Origin of the sequence: Methylobacterium sp. E-016 (assembly GCF_022829745.1) — a bacterium.
In the GTDB taxonomy this organism is placed as follows: Bacteria; Pseudomonadota; Alphaproteobacteria; order Rhizobiales; family Beijerinckiaceae; genus Methylobacterium.
On the sequence record NZ_JAKSYF010000054.1, the window covers coordinates 15452 to 32372 of the forward strand.

Consider the following 16921-nt stretch of genomic DNA (forward strand, 5'->3'; position numbering starts at 1 on the left):
GAGCCGCACGCGCCGGACGGGCGTCGCGTGAGGCGCCGCACGGTGCGCCCCGGATGCGGGGACCTTTGGCCATCATGGTAAAGAAAGCCTAAATGCCTGATGACTCGGCCCTCATGCGCGTCCTGCTGATCGCCTCGCCCGCGGGCGCGCCGCCCGACCTCGCCCACGCCGATGCCCTCGTGCTGGACCATGGCCCGGCCGCCGAGCCCGCCTGGCTCCCGCCCCTGCGGCGGAGGCCCGGCGCATTGCCGCTCTACGTCCGGGTCGCACCGAGCGCGGCCGACCTCGCCGCGGCGCTGGCGCTGCGGCCCGACGGCATCGTCCTGCCGGGGGTCGCCGATGTCGGCGACTTCGCCCGGCTCGGCGTGCGCCTGTCCGTGCACGAGGCCGAGACCGGCATCCCGGACGGTGCGACGCGGATCGTCGCCGGCCTCGACGGCCCCGGCGGCCTGCTCCGCTTCGGCGGCGGCTCGGAAAGGTTCGCGCGCCTCGCCGGCCTGTTCTGCGCGTTCGACACGCTGGCGCGCGACCTCGGGGTCTCGGCCTCGCCGCGGGCGCCGCAGCCTGCTCCGCTGGCACAGGCGCGCGGGCTCCTGGTGCTGGCCGCCGCCGCCTTGCGCGTCCCGGCCTTCGACATGCCCGGCCCGTCGCCCGATCGCGCGACGGTGGAGGCGGCCTGCCGCGACGGGTTCCGGGGGGGCTTCGCCGAGACCGCCGCGGCGGCGGCCGTCCTCGCCGCGGTGTTCGGGCGGGATCCGAGCGTCCCCGGTGGCCCTCGCGGCGCGCTGCCCCTAGGGTGAGCGGACATCCTCCGATCGAAGCTGCAGCATGCCGCATCCGCGACGCCTCGCACGCACGACCCTCGGCCTCGCCCTGCTGGCGCTCTTGGCGCTCCCGGCGGGGCCGGCCCGGGCCCGCCCGTTCACCGATGCGGCCGGCCGCGTGGTCGAGGTTCCGGAGCGGGCCGCCCGGGTCGTCGCCGCCGGCCCGCCCGCGTCCGTGCTGCTCTACACGCTCGCCCCCGAGCGGATGGCGGCCTGGGTCCGGTCGCCCTCCCCCGCGGAGCGGCCCTACCTCGCCCCGGCGACCTGGGGACTTCCGGCCAGCGGCCGCCTGACCGGGCGCGGCGGCACGGCCAACGTCGAGGCGGTGCTCGCCCTCAAGCCGGACCTCATCGTCGACGTCGGCTCGACGGGGCCGACCTACGCCTCGCTCGCCGACCGGGTCCAGGCCCAGATCGGCATCCCCTACATCCTGCTCGACGGCGCCTTCGCCAGGACCGCCGAGACCTACCGTCGGCTCGGCGCCGTCCTCGGACTGGATCAGGCTGCCGACGGGCTCGCGGCCTATGCCGACCGCACCGTGGCGGAGGTCGCCGCCCGCGTCGCGCAGATCCCGGAGGCGGAGCGTCCGCGCGTGTACTATGCCCGCGGCCCGCGCGGCCTGGAGACGGGTTTTTCCGGCTCGATCAACACCGAGATCCTCGAGGTGGTCGGCGCCCGGAACGTGGCCGTCGGCGGCAACGGCCTCGCCAACGTGTCGCCGGAGCAGGTCCTGGGCTGGAACCCGGACGTGATCGTCGCCCTCGATCCCGCCTTCCGGCCCGCCGACGATCCGCTCTGGCTGGGGGTGAAGGCGGTGCGCGAGGGGCGCGTCTACCGGACGCCGACGCTGCCCTTCGCCTGGTTCGACGCGCCGCCGGGCGTGAACCGCCTGATCGGCGTGCGCTGGCTCGCGCACCTGCTCTACCCGGCGCAGTTCCCCGAGCCCCTGCCGGCGATCGTCGCCGACTTCTACCAGCGGTTCTACCACGTCGCCCTCGCCCCCGAGGCGGTCGACGCGCTGCTCGCCGATGCGGTGCCGGCGCGCCGATGACGCGACGCCGGGCGATGACCCAGGGCACCGCGACGACCGACGCGCCCGCGGCGGCGCAGGCCGTCCACGGCGCGGGACGGCGTGCCCCGGCGGCCGTGCGAGCCTGCCTCGCGCTGTGCGGCCTCGGCGCGCTCGTCCTCGTCGCCCTCGCCGCGGGGAAATTCCCGGTGCCGGTCGCCGAGGTGTTCGCGATCCTGGCCTCCAAGCTGTTCGGGACCGCGCCGGGCGAGGCGACCGCGCAGGTGGTGGTGCTTCAGGTCCGCCTGCCGCGGGTGGCCGCCGCGCTCGTCGTCGGCGCGGCTTTGTCGTCGGCCGGCGCGACCTACCAGGGCCTGTTCCGCAATCCCCTGGTCTCGCCCGACATCCTCGGGGTCTCGGCCGGCGCCGGTCTCGGGGCGGTGCTCGGCATCACCCTCGCGCTGCCGGTCCTCGCGATCCAGGGGCTGGCCTTCGCCGGGGGCCTCGGCGCCGTGGCGATCGTCTACGCGGTCGGCGCGCTGGTCGGCCGGCACGATCCGGTGCTGACGCTGGTGCTGGCCGGCGTCGCGGTCGGCGCCGTGCTCGGCTCAGGCATCTCGCTGCTCAAGGTGCTGGCCGACCCCTACAACCAGCTGCCCGCCATCACCTACTGGCTGCTCGGCAGCCTGTCCTCCGTCACCCTCAGCGACGTCCTGGCGATCCTGCCGGCGATCGGGCTCGGGCTCCTGCCCCTCGTCCTGCTGCGCTGGCGCATGAACCTGATGAGCCTCGGCGAGGAGGAGGCGCGGGCGCTCGGCATCGAGACCCGCTGGCTGCGCCCGCTCCTCGTCGCGGCAGCGACGCTCGTCACCGCGGCGGCGGTCTCGGTGACGGGGGTGATCGGCTGGATCGGCCTGGTCGTGCCGCACGTCGCGCGCGGCCTCGTCGGCCCGGATTTCCGCCGCCTGCTGCCGGCCTCCGCGCTGCTGGGCGCCGGCTATCTCGTGGCGGTGGACCTCGCCGCCCGCACCCTGGCGCCGATCGAGGTGCCACTCGGCATCCTCACGGCGCTCGCCGGCGCGCCGTTCTTCCTCTGGCTGCTGGCGGCGGGCAAGCGGGGCTGGTCCTGATGCTGTCCGTCGAGGCGCTGGCCTTCGGATACGGCGCGCGCGAGGTCGGCGCCGGCGTCAGCTTCTCGCTCGGGGCCGGCGAGGTGCTGTGCCTGCTCGGGCCGAACGGCGGCGGCAAGACCACCCTGTTCAAGACCCTGCTCGGCCTGCTGCCGGCCCGCGCGGGCCGCGTCCGGCTCGACGGCGAGGACCTGTCGCGCTGGTCGCGGCGCAGGATTGCGCGCGCGATCGCCTACGTGCCGCAGGCGCATGCGGCGTTCTTCCCGTTCACCGTGCGCGCGGTGGTGCTGATGGGGCGCGCGGCCCGGCTCGCGCCCTTCGCCAGCCCCGGCCGCAAGGACCGCGAGGCGGCGGACGCGGCGCTCGAGAGGCTCGGGATCGCGCATCTCGGCGAGCGCATCTACACCGAGATCAGCGGCGGCGAGCGGCAGATGGTGCTGATCGCGAGGGCGCTCGCCGGCGAGCCGCGCATCCTGGTGATGGATGAGCCGACCGCGAGCCTCGATTTCGGCAACCAGACCCGCGTGCTCGAGCAGGTCCGTCGTCTCTCGGCCACCGGCATCGCCGTGGTGCTTTCGACGCACGACCCCGGCCACGCCTTCCTCTGCGCCGACCGCGTCGCGCTGCTGCACGGCGGCCGCCTCGTCGCGCTCGGAGACCCTGAGGCGACGATCACGCCCGAGAGCCTGCGCCGCGTCTACGGGGTGGAGGTGGCGGTGGTGCCCCTGCCGGGGCACGGGCGCTCGGTCTGCACGCCGATCCTGGCGTGATCCCGAGCCTCGCGGGGGCATCCCCCAAGGGGTCGGTCGCCCACGAGGCCGGCGGATGCCCCTGGCCCCATGATCGCAGCCGGTCAGTCGACGGCGACCATCACGTCAGAGGCCTTGACCACGGCGTAGGCCTCGCCGCCGACCGTGAGCTTGAGGCTGTCGACCGCCTCGTTGGTAATCGCCGCGGTGACGATCTGGCCGGCGGCGATCTCGATCTTGACGTGCGCGGTGGTCGCGCCCTTCTCGACGGCGACGACCTTGCCCTTAATGACGTTGCGTGCGGAGATCTTCATCGAACAGCCTCTGTGGATGAAAGAAAAGTCACTTGGTGCCGGGCTCGGCCGGGATCTCGGCGCCCTGCCCGGCCGGGATCACGGAGAAGCCTTGGGCTTCGAAGAACGGTTTGGCCGACGCGCTCTTCAGGAAGGCGAGGAAACGGGCCGCGCCGTCGCCCTTAGCCTCGGACGTGACGGCGAACGGGTACACCACCGGCGGATGGCTGCCCGCCGGAAACACGCCGACCACCTTCACGCCCGGATCGGACTTCGCGTCGCTCTCGTAGACCACGCCGAGGGGCGCCTCGCCGCGCGAGACCAGGGCGAGCGCCGCGCGCACGTTGTCGGCCTGCGCCAGCCGCGGCTGGATCGTCGCCCACAGCCCGAGCGTCTCGAAGGCCGCCTTGGCGTACTTGCCCACCGGCACCGAGCTGACCTCGCCGGTGGCGAGCCGCCCGTCCAAGCCGAGCGCCTTGGCGAAGCCCTCTACGGTGAACGGGACCTCGCTCTCCTTGGCGTCCTTCGGTGCGACGACGACGAGGCGGTTTTTGAGCAGGTTCACCCGGCTCTCGGCCCGGATGAGCGTCTTCTTGTCGAGGTAGTCCATCCATTCGAGATCGGCTGAGGCGAAGAGGTCGGCCGGCGCGCCCGCCTCGATCTGGCGGGCGAGCGCCGAGGAGGCGGCGTAGCTCGCCTTGACCGCGATCCCGGTCTGCGCGGTGAAGGCCTTGCCGGCGTCGTCCAGGGCGTTCTTCAGGCTCGCGGCACCGAACACCGTGACCGTCTCGGCGGCCTGCGCGGCGGTCCCGAGCAGCAGGGCGGCGACGAAGACGGCGCGCGTGATACCGATCAAGACGACCTCCGAAACGGCCGCCTCGCAGGGGTCGAGCCGGCCGCATCGCTATATCCCAGCAAGTATAGCGATGGCCAGGGCCGATCGCGGGGTCGATGCCGCTCGCCGTGCCGTCGCCGTCCGGGTTAGGATGCCGGACGAGGGGAACCGATGGCGACGCTGAGCATCCGCATCGATCTCGGGCCGGGCAACCGGCTCGGACCCGGTAAGGTGCAACTGCTGGAGATGATCGCCGCGCACGGTTCGATCTCGGCGGCGGGCCGGGCGCTCGGCATGTCCTACCGGCGGGCCTGGATGCTGGTCGAGGCGATCAATGCCGGGTTCCGGCAGCCGGTGGTCGAGGCGCAGATCGGCGGACGGAGCGGTGGCGGGGCGCGGCTGTCCGCCTTCGGCGCGGAGGTGGTGGCGCAGTACCGCGCGGTCGAGCGCCTGGCTGCAGAGGCCGCCGCCCCGTTGCTCGTGCGCCTCGAAGGCGCGGCGGCGGATCCATCCGGCGATCGTGGAGGATCAGGCGACCGACCGGAGGGCGGCGGCGATGACGTCCCGCTCGGCGGCGAGATCGCCGGTGGCGACGGGGCGTGAGGCGCGGGCGTACCAGTAGGCCGCGTTGGCCGGGTCGCCCTCGAGACGGTGGAGATGGGCGTGGACCCAGGCGGCATCCGCACCCGCCGCGTCCTGGACGAGCGCGTGGGCGCGGTCCCAATGCGTCGGACCCTTCGCCGCCCACCACAGGGCGGCCAGCGCCGGAGGCAGGTCGTGCGGCGGGGCGTCGGCCGCAGGTCAAGGTCGGGCTGGGCGGTGGGCGTCGCGTCCGGCTTCGTCATCGTCGGCTCCGGCCTGCGCTGGGCTGCAGGCCGGGATGACGCGGGTGCGGGTACGGAGGTTCCGCCTCAGGCGCGCGCGGATTGGCGCAGCGCGCCGCGCCCGGCGTAGCGCCCCTGCGCGCCGAGGCCCTCCTCGATCCGGATCAGCTGGTTGTACTTGGCCAGTCTGTCCGAGCGGGCGAGCGAGCCGGTCTTGATCTGCCCGCAATTGGTCGCGACCGCGAGATCGGCGATGGTCGCGTCCTCGGTCTCGCCGGAGCGGTGCGACATCACCGCAGTGTAGCCGGCTCGATGAGCCATATCGACGGCGGCCAGCGTCTCGGTGAGCGAGCCGATCTGGTTGACCTTGATCAGGATCGCGTTCGCAGAGCCCTCCGCGATGCCGCGGGCGAGGCGTTCGACGTTGGTCACGAACAGGTCGTCACCGACGAGCTGGCAGCGGTCGCCGATGCGCTGGTTGAGCAGGCGCCAGCCCTCCCAGTCGTCCTCGGCCATGCCGTCCTCGATCGACAGGATCGGATAGGCGTCGACGAGCTTGGCCAGGTAGTCGACTTGGCTCTCGATCGAGCGGACGGTGCCCTCGCCCTCGTAGTGGTAGGCGCCGTCCTTGAACCAGTCGGTGACCGCGCAGTCGAGCGCGAGCACCATGTCGGTGCCCGGCTTGAAGCCCGCCGCCTGGATCGACTCCATGACGAAGTCGAGGCCGGCTTCCGCCGTCGGCAGGTTCGGGGCGAAGCCGCCCTCGTCGCCGACGTTGGTGTTGTGCCCGGCCTTCTTGAGCGCGCTCTTGAGGGTGTGGAACACCTCGGCGCCCATGCGCACCGCCTCGGCGATGGAGGTGGCCCCCACCGGCATGATCATGAATTCCTGAAAGTCGATCGGGTTGTCGGCATGCGCGCCGCCGTTGATGATGTTCATCATCGGCACCGGCAGGACCCGGCCCTGGACGCCGCCGACGTAGCGGTAGAGCGGCAGGCCGGAGGCTTCCGCGGCGGCCTTGGCCACGGCGAGCGACACGCCGAGGATGGCGTTGGCGCCGAGGCGGGCCTTGTTGGGGGTGCCGTCGAGCTCGATCATCGCCTCGTCGACCGCGACCTGGTCCTCGGCGTCCATGCCGCCGATCGCGTCGAGGATCTCGGTCTGGACCGCGTGCACGGCGTTGCGCACGCCCTTGCCGGCGTAGCGGCCCTTGTCGCCGTCGCGCAGCTCCACCGCTTCATGCGCGCCGGTGGAGGCGCCCGACGGCACGGCCGCGCGGCCGAAGGAACCGTCCTCCAGCAGCACGTCGACCTCGACGGTGGGGTTGCCGCGGCTGTCCAGAATTTCGCGGGCGGCGATGTTGGTGATCGCGGTCATGAAGGCTCCTCCCCAAGGGCGCACGCGATCGGCGGCGGGCCCGGATTCGGTCTCGTCGCTGCGGCTTATCCGTCAAGGCGCGGCCTCGGGCAAGGCGGTGCGCGATCGCGCGATGCGACCGGCAAAGTGAATGCAAAAGCCGCCGCCGCCCGTTCCGGTTTCGAGCCCCAGCGGCGATGCCGCGAGCGACGCGCGGCCGAACCATGCACGCGGGTCGGATGCACCGCGGCGAGGCCTGCGGTAAGGAGGGCCATGACCGATGAATCCTTGCAGCTGGGGCAGCCGACGCCCCTCCCCGCCGGCCCGCACGAGGCCCGCCTCGACCGGGTGCCGAACCCGCACCCGGATACGGACTACCTTGCCCGCTTCACCGTCCCGGAATTCACCTCGCTCTGCCCGGTGACCGGCCAGCCCGACTTCGCGATCCTAGTGATCGACTACGTCCCGGATCGCTGGCTCGTGGAGTCGAAGTCGCTCAAGCTCTACCTCGGCGCATTCCGCAACCACGGCGCGTTCCACGAGGATTGCACGGTGGGCATCGCCAAGACGCTCGTCGACCTGCTCGGGCCGCGCTACCTGCGGATCGGCGGCTTCTGGTACCCGCGCGGCGGCATCCCGATCGACGTGTTTTGGCAGACCGGTGCGCCGCCCGCCTCCGTCTGGCTGCCCGATCCCGGCGTCCCGCCCTACCGCGCCCGCTGAGGGAAGCCGTACGAACGAAAAGGGCGACCGGAATGCCCGGTCGCCCCAAATTCACGTGCTGGATGGCGAGCCCTTAGTAGGGCGAGCCGTAGTAGCCGCCGTAGGCCGGGGCGCCGTAGCCGCCGTACGCACCGTAGCCGCGGTTGTAGCCGTAGGCATCGCGTGCCGCGCCGGCGGCGATCGCACCGGCTGCGAGTCCGGCGATGCCGAGGCCGACAGCGGCGCCCGTGCCGATGCCGCGACCGCCGCGGTAGCCGTAACCCCGGCCGTAGCCGCCGCCGTAACCATGGCCGTAGCCGCCGCGGAAGCCGGGACGCGCATCGGCCGTGGTGGCGGAGAGGACACCAGCCGAGATGATCGCGGCGGTGACGAGAGCGAACTTGCGCATGATGATCCTTTCTCGATGATCCATCGAATTCACAAGCTCAACGCTGAAGCTGGGCGATCGTTCCGAAGGTTCCGTGGCGAAGCGGACCCCAGGGGGAGATTCCGTGCCGGCATTCGCGCTCGGCGAAGGTTAACGAAGCGCCGGCAAGACCGGGGTTCGGGCCCGTGCTCCGCCTCAGGGCGCGTCGCCACCGCACGGGGATGCAGGGTCGCGTGCCGGCGATGAGGGTCTAAGCTTTCTTCGACCGCGCACGGGTCTTGCGCGCACGACCCTGCGCGGGCGGAGATCCGTCGAAGGGCGCCGGGCTGCAGAGCCCGAGCGCGCGCCTGTTCCGCTTCCCGTCGCGTCAGCGCGCGGTGTAGTCGCCGGCGCCCTTGGGGCGCTGCATGGCGAACTTCGCGTCCGGCCCGATCTTGAAATAGTCGAAGTAGCCGCCGCGCATGATCGGCTGCATCGCGGCCGTGTCGACGAGGCCGTCCTTCACGAAGCGGTCGTCGATGTAGATCGAGACCACCTGCCCGATCACCAGGAAGTTGGCGGCCTCGCCCCCTCCGAGCGGAACCAGCGGCACGGTCTGCAGCCACCGGCATTCGAGGGCGGCGGCGGCTTCCGCCACCCGGGGCGCGCGCACTTTGCGCGACGGGGCCGTGGTCAGCCCCGCAAAGTCGAACTCGCTCTCGCCGCGCGGCAATGGGGCCGAGGAGGCGTTCATCGGCTCGCGCAGATCGTAGGTGGCGAGGTTGCAGACGAAATCGCCGCCCTCCTCCGCGAAGGTCAGCGCGTCCTTGCGACCGGTGGAGGAGAACGCGACCATGTCGTCGCCGACCGCGTTGAAGAACGAGTACGGCGCGAGGTTGAGCTTCCCCTCCCGGCTCATGGCACTGATCCAGCCGATCGGCCGCGGCGCGACGATCGCCTTCAGCGGGTTGTGCGGCAGGGTGCGGTCGTCGGGGGCGTAATGCATGGGTGCGAGCCTTACAGGCGCGTGACGATCTCGGCGAGGTCCGGCCGCGGCCGGTCCGACGGGATCTCCTCGGGGGCACCGATATGGATGAAGCCCGCGAGCTTCTCGCGCGGGTCGAGGCCGAGGGCTTCGAGCACGCGGCGATCGTAGGCGTACCATTCGGTCAGCCAGGCGGTGGCGAAGCCCTGGGCGTTGGCCGCCACCACGAGGTTCATGCAGGCGGCGCCCGCCGACAGGACCTGCTCCCATTCCGGGATCTTCACGTGCGGCCCGGCCCGCGACACGACCGCGACGACGACCGGCGCGTGCGCGAGGCGCTTGGCCTCGAGGTCGAGCCGCGCGGCGTCGGCCTCCGGGTTGTCGGCGGCGTAGGTCTTCGCGATCACGGCCCCGATCCGCTCGCGCGCCGCGCCCGCGATCACGATGAAGCGCCACGGCGCGAGCTTGCCGTGGTCGGGCACCCGCGAGGCCAGCGTCAGGATCGTGTCGATCTGCTCTGGGCTCGGTCCCGGGTCCGTCATCCGCACGGGCGGCACCGAGCGGCGGGTGCGCAGCATGTCGAGGGTGGCGTTCATCGGGGCGTCTCGGCTGGCCGGTGCGGGGCGGTCCCGCGATCGCGTCGGGATTTCGCACGGGTGGGACCGGCTGGGAAGTCGGGCAGCTTGGCGCGGGAAGCGCGAGGACCCTCGGCGGCCTTGCGCTCGCCACGGTCCGGGATCACACGGGCGAGACGGTGACGTTCGGCCGGTTCGGCCTTTGGGGAGAAGGCTTGCGACATGCGCGGACGAAGGCTCGGGCCCGGATTGGCGCTGCTGGCTGCGGTCGCGCCGCTCGCAGCCGCGGCGCAGTCGCCGGACCCCTTCGGCAACCGCCTCGGCGGCGGCCTTCCCTCGCCCTCGATCACGACGCCGGACCTGCCCCCGAGCCAGCCCGAGGGCGAGGCGACCCTGTCGCTCTCCGCGCTGCTGTCGGGGATCGGCCAGCCGCTGCGGTCCGGCCTGGTCTGGCGGATCTACGAGGACCGCACCGACGGCGTCCGGCCCGCGATCGTCGCGCGCTCCACCGACCCGGCGCCGACGTTCAAGCTCGCGCCGGGCGCCTACGTCGCCTCCGTGACCTACGGCTTCGCCAGCGCGACGAAGAAGATCGCGATGTCCGGCCAGCCGGCGACCGACACCCTGCGGGTGGCCGCCGGCGCGCTCAAGCTGTCGGGCGCGATCGGCGACACGCGGATCGCGCCGGCGCAGCTCTCCTTCTCGGTCTTCGTGCCGATCGGCACCAACTCGGAGGGGCGGCTGGTGCGCAGCGGCGTCAAGGCCGGCGAGCTGCTGCGCCTGCCCGAGGGCACCTACCACGTGGTCTCGACCTACGGGGAATCGAACGCGATCCAGCGCGCCGACCTGAAGGTCGAGAACGGCAAGGTCACCGACGCCACCCTCAACCACCGGGCCGCCACGGTGACGCTGAAGCTCGTCACCAGCCCCGGCGCCGAGGCCTTCGCCGGCACGGCCTTCTCGGTGCTGACGCCCGGCGGCGACACCATCCGCGAGGCGATCGGCGCGTTCCCGCAGGTCACCCTGGCGGAGGGCGACTACGTGCTGATCGCCCGCCACGACGGGCAGGTCTACACCCGCGAGTTCAAGGTCGAGAGCGGGCTCGACCGCGACATCGAGGTCCTGGCCAAGGCGGGGTGAGCGGGCGCCGGCGCCTTACGGCGTCGGGCTCTCGCCATGCTGCCCGTCGAGCACCGTGCCTGTGCTCGGCACGCTCTCGGCAACGGCCTCGGCCCGGCGCAGGTCGGGCGAGGTCGCCTCGGCGACGAAGCTCGCCACCGCCTCCGCGAGCGGCAGCGTCCGGGTCTGCTGGCTGCCCAGCCGCCGGATCGAGACCGTGCGCTCCTCGGCCTCGCGCCGGCCGAGCGCCAGGATCACCGGCACCTTGGCCAGCGAGTGCTCGCGGACCTTGTAGTTGATCTTCTCGTTGCGCAGGTCCGCCTCGACCCGCAGGCCGGCCCGCGTCAGCGCCCGGACGACCTCCGCCGCATAGGCGTCGGCCTCCCCGGTGATGGTCGCGACCACCACCTGGACGGGGGCGAGCCAGAGCGGGAAGTGGCCGGCGAAGTGCTCGATCAGGATGCCGGTGAACCGCTCCATCGAGCCGCAGATCGCCCGGTGCACCATCACCGGCGGCACCTTCTGGCTCTCGGCATCGACGTAGAACGCGCCGAACCGCTCCGGCAGGTTGAAGTCCACCTGCGTGGTGCCGCACTGCCAGTCGCGCCCGATCGCGTCGCGCAGCACGTACTCGAACTTCGGCCCGTAGAAGGCGCCCTCGCCCGGGTTCACCTCGGTGCGGATGCGGCCGCCCGACTGCGCCTCGATCTGCGCCAGCACGCGGGTCATCACCTCCTCGGCATGGTCCCACAGGGCGTCCGAGCCGACCCGCTTCTCGGGCCGGGTCGAGAGCTTCACCACGATCTGGTCGAAGCCGAAATCGGCGTAGGTCGAGAGGATCAGGTCGTTGATCGTGAGGCACTCGTCGGCGAGCTGGTCCTCGGTGCAGAAGATGTGCGCGTCGTCCTGCGTGAAGCCGCGCACGCGCATCAGCCCATGCATCGCGCCCGACGGCTCGTAGCGATGCACGACGCCGAATTCCGCCATGCGCAGAGGCAGGTCGCGGTAGCTCTTGAGACCATGCTTGAAGATCTGAACGTGGCCCGGGCAGTTCATCGGCTTCAAGGCGAACCAGCGCTTGTCCTCGGCCTCGTCGCCGGCGCTTTGGGCCGCGAACATGTTCTCGCGGTACCAACCCCAATGGCCGGAGGTCTCCCACAGGGCCTTGTCGAGGATCTGCGGCGCGTTGACCTCGGCGTAGTCGCCCTTCAGGCGGCGGCGCATGTAGGCGATCAGCTCCTGGAAGATCGTCCAGCCCTTGGCGTGCCAGAACACGACGCCCGGCCCCTCCTCCTGGAAGTGGAACAGGTCCATCTCCCGGCCGAGCCGGCGGTGGTCGCGGCGCTCGGCCTCCTCCAGGCGGTGGAGATAGGCGTCGAGCTCCTCCTTCGTGGCCCAGGCGGTGCCGTAGATGCGGGTCAGCATCGGGTTGCTCGAATCGCCCCGCCAGTAGGCGCCGGCGACCTTCATCAGCTTGAAGGCCGGCCCGACCTTGCCGGTCGAGGTCATGTGCGGGCCGCGGCACAGGTCGAACCAGTCGCCCTGGCGGTAGACCTTCAGGTCCTCGCCCGGCGGGATCGCGTCGACCAGCTCGACCTTGTAGGCCTCGCCCCGGTCGGCGAACACCTTGCGGATGTCGTCGCGCTTCCAGACCTCCTTGGTGAAGGCCGCATCGCGGGCCATGATCTCGCGCATCTTCGCCTCGATCGCCGGGAAGTCGTCCGGCGTGAACGGGGTGTCGCGCGCGAAGTCGTAGTAGAAGCCGTTCTCGATCACCGGGCCGATCGTCACCTGCGTGCCCGGCCACAGCGCCTGAACGGCTTCCGCTAGCACGTGGGCGCAGTCGTGGCGGATCAGCTCCAGCGCCCGCGGGTCGGTGCGGTCGAGGAACTCGATGCGGGCGTCGCGCTCGATCGTGTCGGACAGGTCGGCGACGACGCCGTCGAGCGCCATCGCGACGGTGCGCTTGGCCAGCGATTTCGCGATGCCTTCGACCACGCTCCGTCCGGTCACGGCCTCGTCGTAGGCGCGGGTGTTGCCGTCGGGGAATGTCAGGATGGGCATCGTCGCGGTGTCTCCGGGCTCACTCCTGCGTACGCGGCAGGTAAGCGCAAACGAGGGTCGGTCCCCGCGCGGGGCGCGGGAGCGGCCGTTTAGACCGTTTCCGGGCGGGAGGAAACGCCGCGCCGCGCGGCGGCGGGGCTGGCGCCAAAGAAAGAACCCCGCGCGGTCCTTCGACCGCGCGGGGCTGATGTCGTCGTCCGCGCGTAGCGCGAAGCGGGCTACTCGGCGGCGATCTGGTGCGCCTGCGAGCCGTCCGTGTAGGTCTCGGGCGTCAGGCGCTTGCCCGGCGCGGCGCGCCCCGGCAGCGGCGGCAGCGCCAGCGCCTTGGCGAGGTCGATCCCGGCCCCTTCCGCGACCCGGCGGCCGTAATCGGCGTCGGCATGCGAGAAGTGCCAGACCATCCGCAGCTGGATCGCCTCGGGGCACTGCTTCATGTCGCCGACGAGGTTGGCGATCAGGTCGTCGCGCTCCCAATCCTGGAACGAGCGGTAGCGCACGCCGGCCTGGGTGTAGTCGTCCTCGGTGCGGGAGGTCTGGTAGCGGCCGAGGTTGCCCTGCACCGGCTGGTGGTAGTCCTTCGCGGGCTTCGGCGCCTCGCGCAGGCCCTCGGCCAGCGTCGAGGGCTCGTAGTTGATGTGCTTGTTCGGGCCGGTCCCGTCGACGCCGTAGGTCATCTGCCCGTCGCGCTGGTTCGAGTAGACCTTCACGCCCGGCTGCGGCGCGTTGATCGGCAGCTGCAGGTAGTTGGCGCCGACGCGGTAGCGCTGCGTGTCCGAGTAGGACAGCGTCCGGCCCTGGAGCATCTTGTCGTCCGAGAAGTCGATGCCGTCCACGAGCACGCCCGTGCCGAAGGCCGACTGCTCGACCTCGGCGAAGAAGTTGTCCGGCACGCGGTCGAGCACCATGCGGCCGACGGGCAGCAGCGGGAAGTCCTCGACCGGCCACAGCTTGGTGTCGTCGAGGGGATCGAACGACAGGTGGTCGTTCGGGCCGTCCGGCATGATCTGCACGCAGAACTCCCACTCGGGGAAGTTGCCGGCCTTGATGTTGTCGTAGAGGTCACGCGTGGCGTGGCCGACATCCTTGCCCTGGATCTCGGCCGCCTGGGCCGAGGTCAGGTTGCGGATGCCCTGCTTGGGCTCCCAGTGGAACTTGCAGAGCACCGCCTCGCCCTGGTCGTTGACCAGCTTGTAGGTGTTGACGCCGGAGCCTTCCATCTCGCGATAGTTGGCGGGGATGCCCCACGGCGACTTCAGGTGCGTCACCATGTGGATCGCTTCGGGGTGCTGCGCCACGAAGTCGAAGAAGCGCCACGCCTCCTGGCGGTTCGTCACCGGGTCCGGCTTGAACGCGTGGATCATGTCGGGGAACTTGATCGCGTCGCGGATGAAGAAGACCTTGAGGTTGTTGCCCACCAGGTCCCAGTTGCCGTCGACGGTCTTGAACTTGACCGCGAAGCCGCGGGGGTCGCGCTCGGTCTCCGGGCTCTCCTTGGCGCCGGCCACGGTGGAGAAGCGCACGAACATCGGCGTCTTCACGCCGGTCTCGTTGAGGACGCGGGCGCGGGTGTACTTGGACGCCGGCTCGTTGCCGATCTTGCCGTAGGCCTCGAAGTAGCCGTGGGCGCCGGCGCCGCGGGCATGCACGACGCGCTCGGGGATGCGCTCGCGGTCGAAATGCGTGATCTTCTCGATGAACTGGTAGTTCTCGAGCGTCGCGGGACCCCGCTCGCCCACCGTGCGCATGCTCTGGTTGTCGCGGACCGGGTGGCCCTGGCGGGTCGTCAGGATCGGGCGTTGATCGCTCATGCGAAGAATCTCTCCGTGGTGGTGACGAGGCTCGAGGATCGGCGCCTGCGCCCGCGAACGAGGGGACGCCGTTTCCTGGAATCGTTCCGGGCTCCCCTTATGCGCCACTCTGAACCCATTGGCCAATGCATCGTCGCAAAGGGTATGATAGACAAAAACTATGAACCTCGCCGGCCTGTCGCTCCGCGACCTCGAATACGTGGTCGCCATCGCCGACGAGGGGCATTTCGGCCGGGCGGCCGAACGCTGCAACGTCAGCCAGCCGACGCTCAGCGTCCAGGTGCGCAAGCTCGAGGGCGCGCTCGGGCTCGTGCTGTTCGAGCGCTCCAACCGGCGCGTGCTGATGACGGCGCCGGGCCAGATCATCGTGCGCCAGGCCCGCGCGGTGCTGGCCGAGGCGCAGCGCCTGCTCGCGCTGGCCAGCGAGGGCCGCGGCGCGCCGCTCACCGGTAGGCTCGTGCTCGCGGCGATCCAGACGCTCGGGCCGTACTTCTTCCCCCTGGTGCTGCGGACGATGCGCCAGGAATTCCCGATGCTGGCGCTGGCCCTCAGCGAGGGCCGCACCGCCGACATCCTCGCCTCCCTGCGCGACGGGCGGGTCGACGCCGCCCTGGTGTCGCTGCCCCTGCCCGCCTCGGGGCTCACCGTCTCGCCGCTCTTCGTCGAGCCGTTCCGCCTCGCCTGCCCGGCCGACCATGCGCTCGCGCAGGGCGGGGCCCTGCGCGCCGCCGACATCGCCGGGCCGGACCTGCTGCTTCTCGACGAGGGCAACTGCCTGCGCGACCAGGCGATCGCCGCCTGCGGGGCGGGCAGCGCCGCCGGGCGACATGCCACCAGCCTGGAGACCCTGCGCTCGATGGTGGCGGCCGGGGCCGGCTACACCCTGCTTCCCGCCCTCGCCGTCCCGTCCGGCCCCGATCCGAGCGGGCTCACCGTGATCCGCGGCTTCGACACCGACGGGCCGGGCCGGACCATCGCGCTGGCCTGGCGGGCGAGCGACCCGCGGGCGCCGGGCCTCGCCGCGCTGGCCGCCTTCTTCCGCGCCCAGGCGCCGGCCGGCACCGCCGCCTGCCGCGAGGCGACGATCGCCGCCGGGTGACGAACGGGTCGCACAGGGCTGGGTTGTGCGCCCGTGCGCGTGACAGGCCGGGCGACAGGGTGTAGCGCGGCGCCAGGATCGCGGACCGCCATGCGATCGATCGAACCTGGCGCGTCGCCTTGCCTTTTCCCGCACGGACCATCGCCCTCTGGGCGGCGCTGATCGCCGCCTCGGGCCTGCTCGGCTTCGGCCTGAAGCTCGGGCAGTTCCCGGCCGCGTTCCTGCTCGGGCCGATGATCGCGGCGATCGCGTTCGGGGTGCGGGGGGCGCCGCTCCGGATGCCGCGGCCGGCCTTCCAGGCCTCGCAGGCGATGATCGGCTGCATGGTGGCCCACGCCATCACCGCAGAGATCACCAAGACCCTGATCGCGGACGGCCCGCTGATCCTGCTCGTGGTCGGCGTCACGGTGCTCGCCGGCGCCCTCGTCGGGCTGGTGCTCACGCGCCTGCGGGTGCTGCCCGGCACGACCGCCGCCTGGGGCTCCTCGCCGGGCGGGGCGGCGGCGATGGTGGCGATGGCCGAGGAATACGGCTCCGATCCCCGCCTCGTCGCCTTCATGCAATACGTGCGCGTCGCCGCCGTGGTGCTCTCGGCCTCGCTGGTGGCGCGGCTGCTGACCGATTCCGTGGCGGCCGGCCCGCCGCCGGCGGTCGCCGAGGCGGCGACCGTGCTGCCGGTGCTGGTTACGCTCGCGGTCGCGGCCGCCGGCGCCGGCATCGCGCTGTGGCTCCGCCTGCCCGCCGGCGCGCTGATCGGGCCGATGCTGCTCGGCGCGGCGCTTCACGCGACCGGCGTCGCCAGCATCACCCTGCCGCTGCCGATCCTCGAGCTCGCCTACGCGACGATCGGCTGGTACGTCGGCCTGCGCTTCACCCGCGAGACCCTGCGCGCGACGCTGCACGCGCTGCCCGGCATCCTCGTCGCGACGCTCGCCGTGATCCTGCTCTGCGCCGGCTGGGCGCTCGGGCTGACGCACCTGCTCGCGATCGACTTCCTCACCGCCTTCCTCGCGACCAGCCCCGGCGGCCTCGACTCGGTGGCGATCATCGCGGTCGGCTCGAAGGTCGACGTGTCGTTCGTGCTCGCGGTGCAGACGCTCCGGCTGTTCGTGGTCCTGATCACCGGCCCGGTGCTGGCCAAGTGGATCGCCCGCGCGGTGCCGCAGGAGTCGGCGTGAATGG

The 16921-nt window shown here is 72.0% G+C and carries 17 protein-coding genes; 9 read left to right on the forward strand and 8 right to left on the reverse strand.

The features are described 5' to 3' along the window. Positions 1 to 92 precede the first annotated feature (92 nt). Genes MKK68_RS04075 through MKK68_RS04090 form a run of 4 tightly spaced genes read left to right on the forward strand, consistent with a single transcriptional unit; the run spans position 93 to position 3733 of the window. Complete coding sequence (locus tag MKK68_RS04075) at positions 93 to 800, forward strand: hypothetical protein (protein ID WP_244028917.1); 708 nt, start codon at positions 93 to 95, stop codon at positions 798 to 800. Positions 801 to 828: 28 nt separating this feature from the next. Continuing rightward, on the forward strand, positions 829 to 1875 hold the full coding sequence (locus MKK68_RS04080; RefSeq protein WP_244028919.1) for an iron ABC transporter substrate-binding protein: 1047 nt from the start codon (positions 829 to 831) through the stop codon (positions 1873 to 1875). Positions 1876 to 1889: 14 nt separating this feature from the next. Continuing rightward, entirely contained in the window at positions 1890 to 2963 is a 1074-nt protein-coding gene (locus MKK68_RS04085; protein WP_244028921.1) for a FecCD family ABC transporter permease, read from the forward strand. Further along, on the forward strand, positions 2963 to 3733 hold the full coding sequence (locus MKK68_RS04090) for an ABC transporter ATP-binding protein (RefSeq protein ID WP_409566119.1): 771 nt from the start codon (positions 2963 to 2965) through the stop codon (positions 3731 to 3733). The genes MKK68_RS04085 and MKK68_RS04090 overlap by 1 nt, the downstream gene beginning before the upstream one ends. An 83-nt stretch (positions 3734 to 3816) precedes the next feature. Here MKK68_RS04090 and MKK68_RS04095 read toward each other — a convergent pair whose 3' ends face one another. Both MKK68_RS04095 and modA read right to left on the reverse strand, forming a co-directional pair. After that, the gene (locus MKK68_RS04095; RefSeq protein ID WP_147726238.1) at positions 3817 to 4026 is read right to left on the reverse strand and encodes a molybdopterin-binding protein; all 210 of its coding nucleotides are present in this window, start codon (positions 4024 to 4026) and stop codon (positions 3817 to 3819) included. Between the two features lie 28 nt (positions 4027 to 4054). After that, positions 4055 to 4861, reverse strand: a complete 807-nt coding sequence (modA, locus tag MKK68_RS04100) for a molybdate ABC transporter substrate-binding protein (RefSeq protein WP_147842095.1) — start codon at positions 4859 to 4861, stop codon at positions 4055 to 4057. Positions 4862 to 5011: 150 nt separating this feature from the next. Here modA and MKK68_RS04105 point away from each other — a divergent pair, with 150 nt between their 5' ends. After that, positions 5012 to 5443: a winged helix-turn-helix domain-containing protein gene (locus MKK68_RS04105; protein ID WP_147842094.1), complete on the forward strand. Its 432-nt coding sequence runs from the start codon at positions 5012 to 5014 to the stop codon at positions 5441 to 5443. Positions 5444 to 5751: 308 nt separating this feature from the next. Here the strand turns inward: MKK68_RS04105 and eno are convergent, their stop codons facing one another. Further along, positions 5752 to 7041, reverse strand: coding sequence for a phosphopyruvate hydratase (gene eno, locus MKK68_RS04115; protein WP_147726241.1), 1290 nt, complete (start codon positions 7039 to 7041; stop codon positions 5752 to 5754). Positions 7042 to 7293: 252 nt separating this feature from the next. Here eno and queF point away from each other — a divergent pair, with 252 nt between their 5' ends. After that, positions 7294 to 7743, forward strand: a complete 450-nt coding sequence (gene queF, locus MKK68_RS04120) for a preQ(1) synthase (protein ID WP_147726242.1) — start codon at positions 7294 to 7296, stop codon at positions 7741 to 7743. 73 nt (positions 7744 to 7816) lie between these two features. On the opposite strand, the gene MKK68_RS04125 is transcribed toward queF, so the two are convergent. From MKK68_RS04125 to MKK68_RS04135, 3 genes are all read right to left on the reverse strand, one after another. Further along, complete coding sequence (locus tag MKK68_RS04125) at positions 7817 to 8131, reverse strand: hypothetical protein (protein WP_147726243.1); 315 nt, start codon at positions 8129 to 8131, stop codon at positions 7817 to 7819. Positions 8132 to 8477: 346 nt separating this feature from the next. Further along, positions 8478 to 9095, reverse strand: a complete 618-nt coding sequence (locus MKK68_RS04130) for a flavin reductase family protein (RefSeq protein ID WP_243946675.1) — start codon at positions 9093 to 9095, stop codon at positions 8478 to 8480. Positions 9096 to 9106: 11 nt separating this feature from the next. After that, positions 9107 to 9670, reverse strand: a complete 564-nt coding sequence (locus MKK68_RS04135; protein ID WP_147726245.1) for a nitroreductase — start codon at positions 9668 to 9670, stop codon at positions 9107 to 9109. A gap of 201 nt (positions 9671 to 9871) precedes the next feature. Here MKK68_RS04135 and MKK68_RS04140 point away from each other — a divergent pair, with 201 nt between their 5' ends. Continuing rightward, positions 9872 to 10789 carry a hypothetical protein gene (locus MKK68_RS04140; RefSeq protein ID WP_243932170.1) on the forward strand — a complete coding sequence of 306 codons (918 nt, stop codon included), beginning with the start codon at positions 9872 to 9874 and terminating at the stop codon, positions 10787 to 10789. Between the two features lie 15 nt (positions 10790 to 10804). Here MKK68_RS04140 and thrS read toward each other — a convergent pair whose 3' ends face one another. Further along, positions 10805 to 12832, reverse strand: a complete 2028-nt coding sequence (gene thrS, locus MKK68_RS04145) for a threonine--tRNA ligase (protein ID WP_243946677.1) — start codon at positions 12830 to 12832, stop codon at positions 10805 to 10807. Positions 12833 to 13050: 218 nt separating this feature from the next. Further along, the gene (locus MKK68_RS04150; RefSeq protein ID WP_244028923.1) at positions 13051 to 14640 is read right to left on the reverse strand and encodes a catalase; all 1590 of its coding nucleotides are present in this window, start codon (positions 14638 to 14640) and stop codon (positions 13051 to 13053) included. Positions 14641 to 14800: 160 nt separating this feature from the next. Between MKK68_RS04150 and MKK68_RS04155 the strand changes: the two genes are divergently transcribed. After that, complete coding sequence (locus MKK68_RS04155) at positions 14801 to 15739, forward strand: LysR substrate-binding domain-containing protein (protein WP_147842090.1); 939 nt, start codon at positions 14801 to 14803, stop codon at positions 15737 to 15739. Between the two features lie 119 nt (positions 15740 to 15858). Further along, positions 15859 to 16917, forward strand: coding sequence for an AbrB family transcriptional regulator (locus MKK68_RS04160; protein ID WP_147842089.1), 1059 nt, complete (start codon positions 15859 to 15861; stop codon positions 16915 to 16917). Positions 16918 to 16921 lie beyond the last annotated feature (4 nt).

What these genes read in the sequence shown, in the direction of transcription:
- queF (WP_147726242.1), top strand. Translation starts at nt 7,294, where the DNA reads ATGACCGATGAATCCTTGCAGCTGGGGCAGCCGACGCCCCTCCCCGCC.
- eno (WP_147726241.1), bottom strand. Translation starts at nt 7,041, where the DNA reads ATGACCGCGATCACCAACATCGCCGCCCGCGAAATTCTGGACAGCCGC.
- MKK68_RS04135 (WP_147726245.1), bottom strand. Translation starts at nt 9,670, where the DNA reads ATGAACGCCACCCTCGACATGCTGCGCACCCGCCGCTCGGTGCCGCCC.
- MKK68_RS04080 (WP_244028919.1), top strand. Translation starts at nt 829, where the DNA reads ATGCCGCATCCGCGACGCCTCGCACGCACGACCCTCGGCCTCGCCCTG.
- thrS (WP_243946677.1), bottom strand. Translation starts at nt 12,832, where the DNA reads ATGCCCATCCTGACATTCCCCGACGGCAACACCCGCGCCTACGACGAG.
- MKK68_RS04090 (WP_409566119.1), top strand. Translation starts at nt 2,963, where the DNA reads ATGCTGTCCGTCGAGGCGCTGGCCTTCGGATACGGCGCGCGCGAGGTC.
- MKK68_RS04125 (WP_147726243.1), bottom strand. Translation starts at nt 8,131, where the DNA reads ATGCGCAAGTTCGCTCTCGTCACCGCCGCGATCATCTCGGCTGGTGTC.
- MKK68_RS04155 (WP_147842090.1), top strand. Translation starts at nt 14,801, where the DNA reads ATGAACCTCGCCGGCCTGTCGCTCCGCGACCTCGAATACGTGGTCGCC.
- MKK68_RS04085 (WP_244028921.1), top strand. Translation starts at nt 1,890, where the DNA reads ATGACCCAGGGCACCGCGACGACCGACGCGCCCGCGGCGGCGCAGGCC.
- MKK68_RS04095 (WP_147726238.1), bottom strand. Translation starts at nt 4,026, where the DNA reads ATGAAGATCTCCGCACGCAACGTCATTAAGGGCAAGGTCGTCGCCGTC.
- MKK68_RS04130 (WP_243946675.1), bottom strand. Translation starts at nt 9,095, where the DNA reads ATGCATTACGCCCCCGACGACCGCACCCTGCCGCACAACCCGCTGAAG.
- MKK68_RS04140 (WP_243932170.1), top strand. Translation starts at nt 9,872, where the DNA reads ATGCGCGGACGAAGGCTCGGGCCCGGATTGGCGCTGCTGGCTGCGGTC.
- MKK68_RS04150 (WP_244028923.1), bottom strand. Translation starts at nt 14,640, where the DNA reads ATGAGCGATCAACGCCCGATCCTGACGACCCGCCAGGGCCACCCGGTC.
- MKK68_RS04075 (WP_244028917.1), top strand. Translation starts at nt 93, where the DNA reads ATGCCTGATGACTCGGCCCTCATGCGCGTCCTGCTGATCGCCTCGCCC.
- MKK68_RS04105 (WP_147842094.1), top strand. Translation starts at nt 5,012, where the DNA reads ATGGCGACGCTGAGCATCCGCATCGATCTCGGGCCGGGCAACCGGCTC.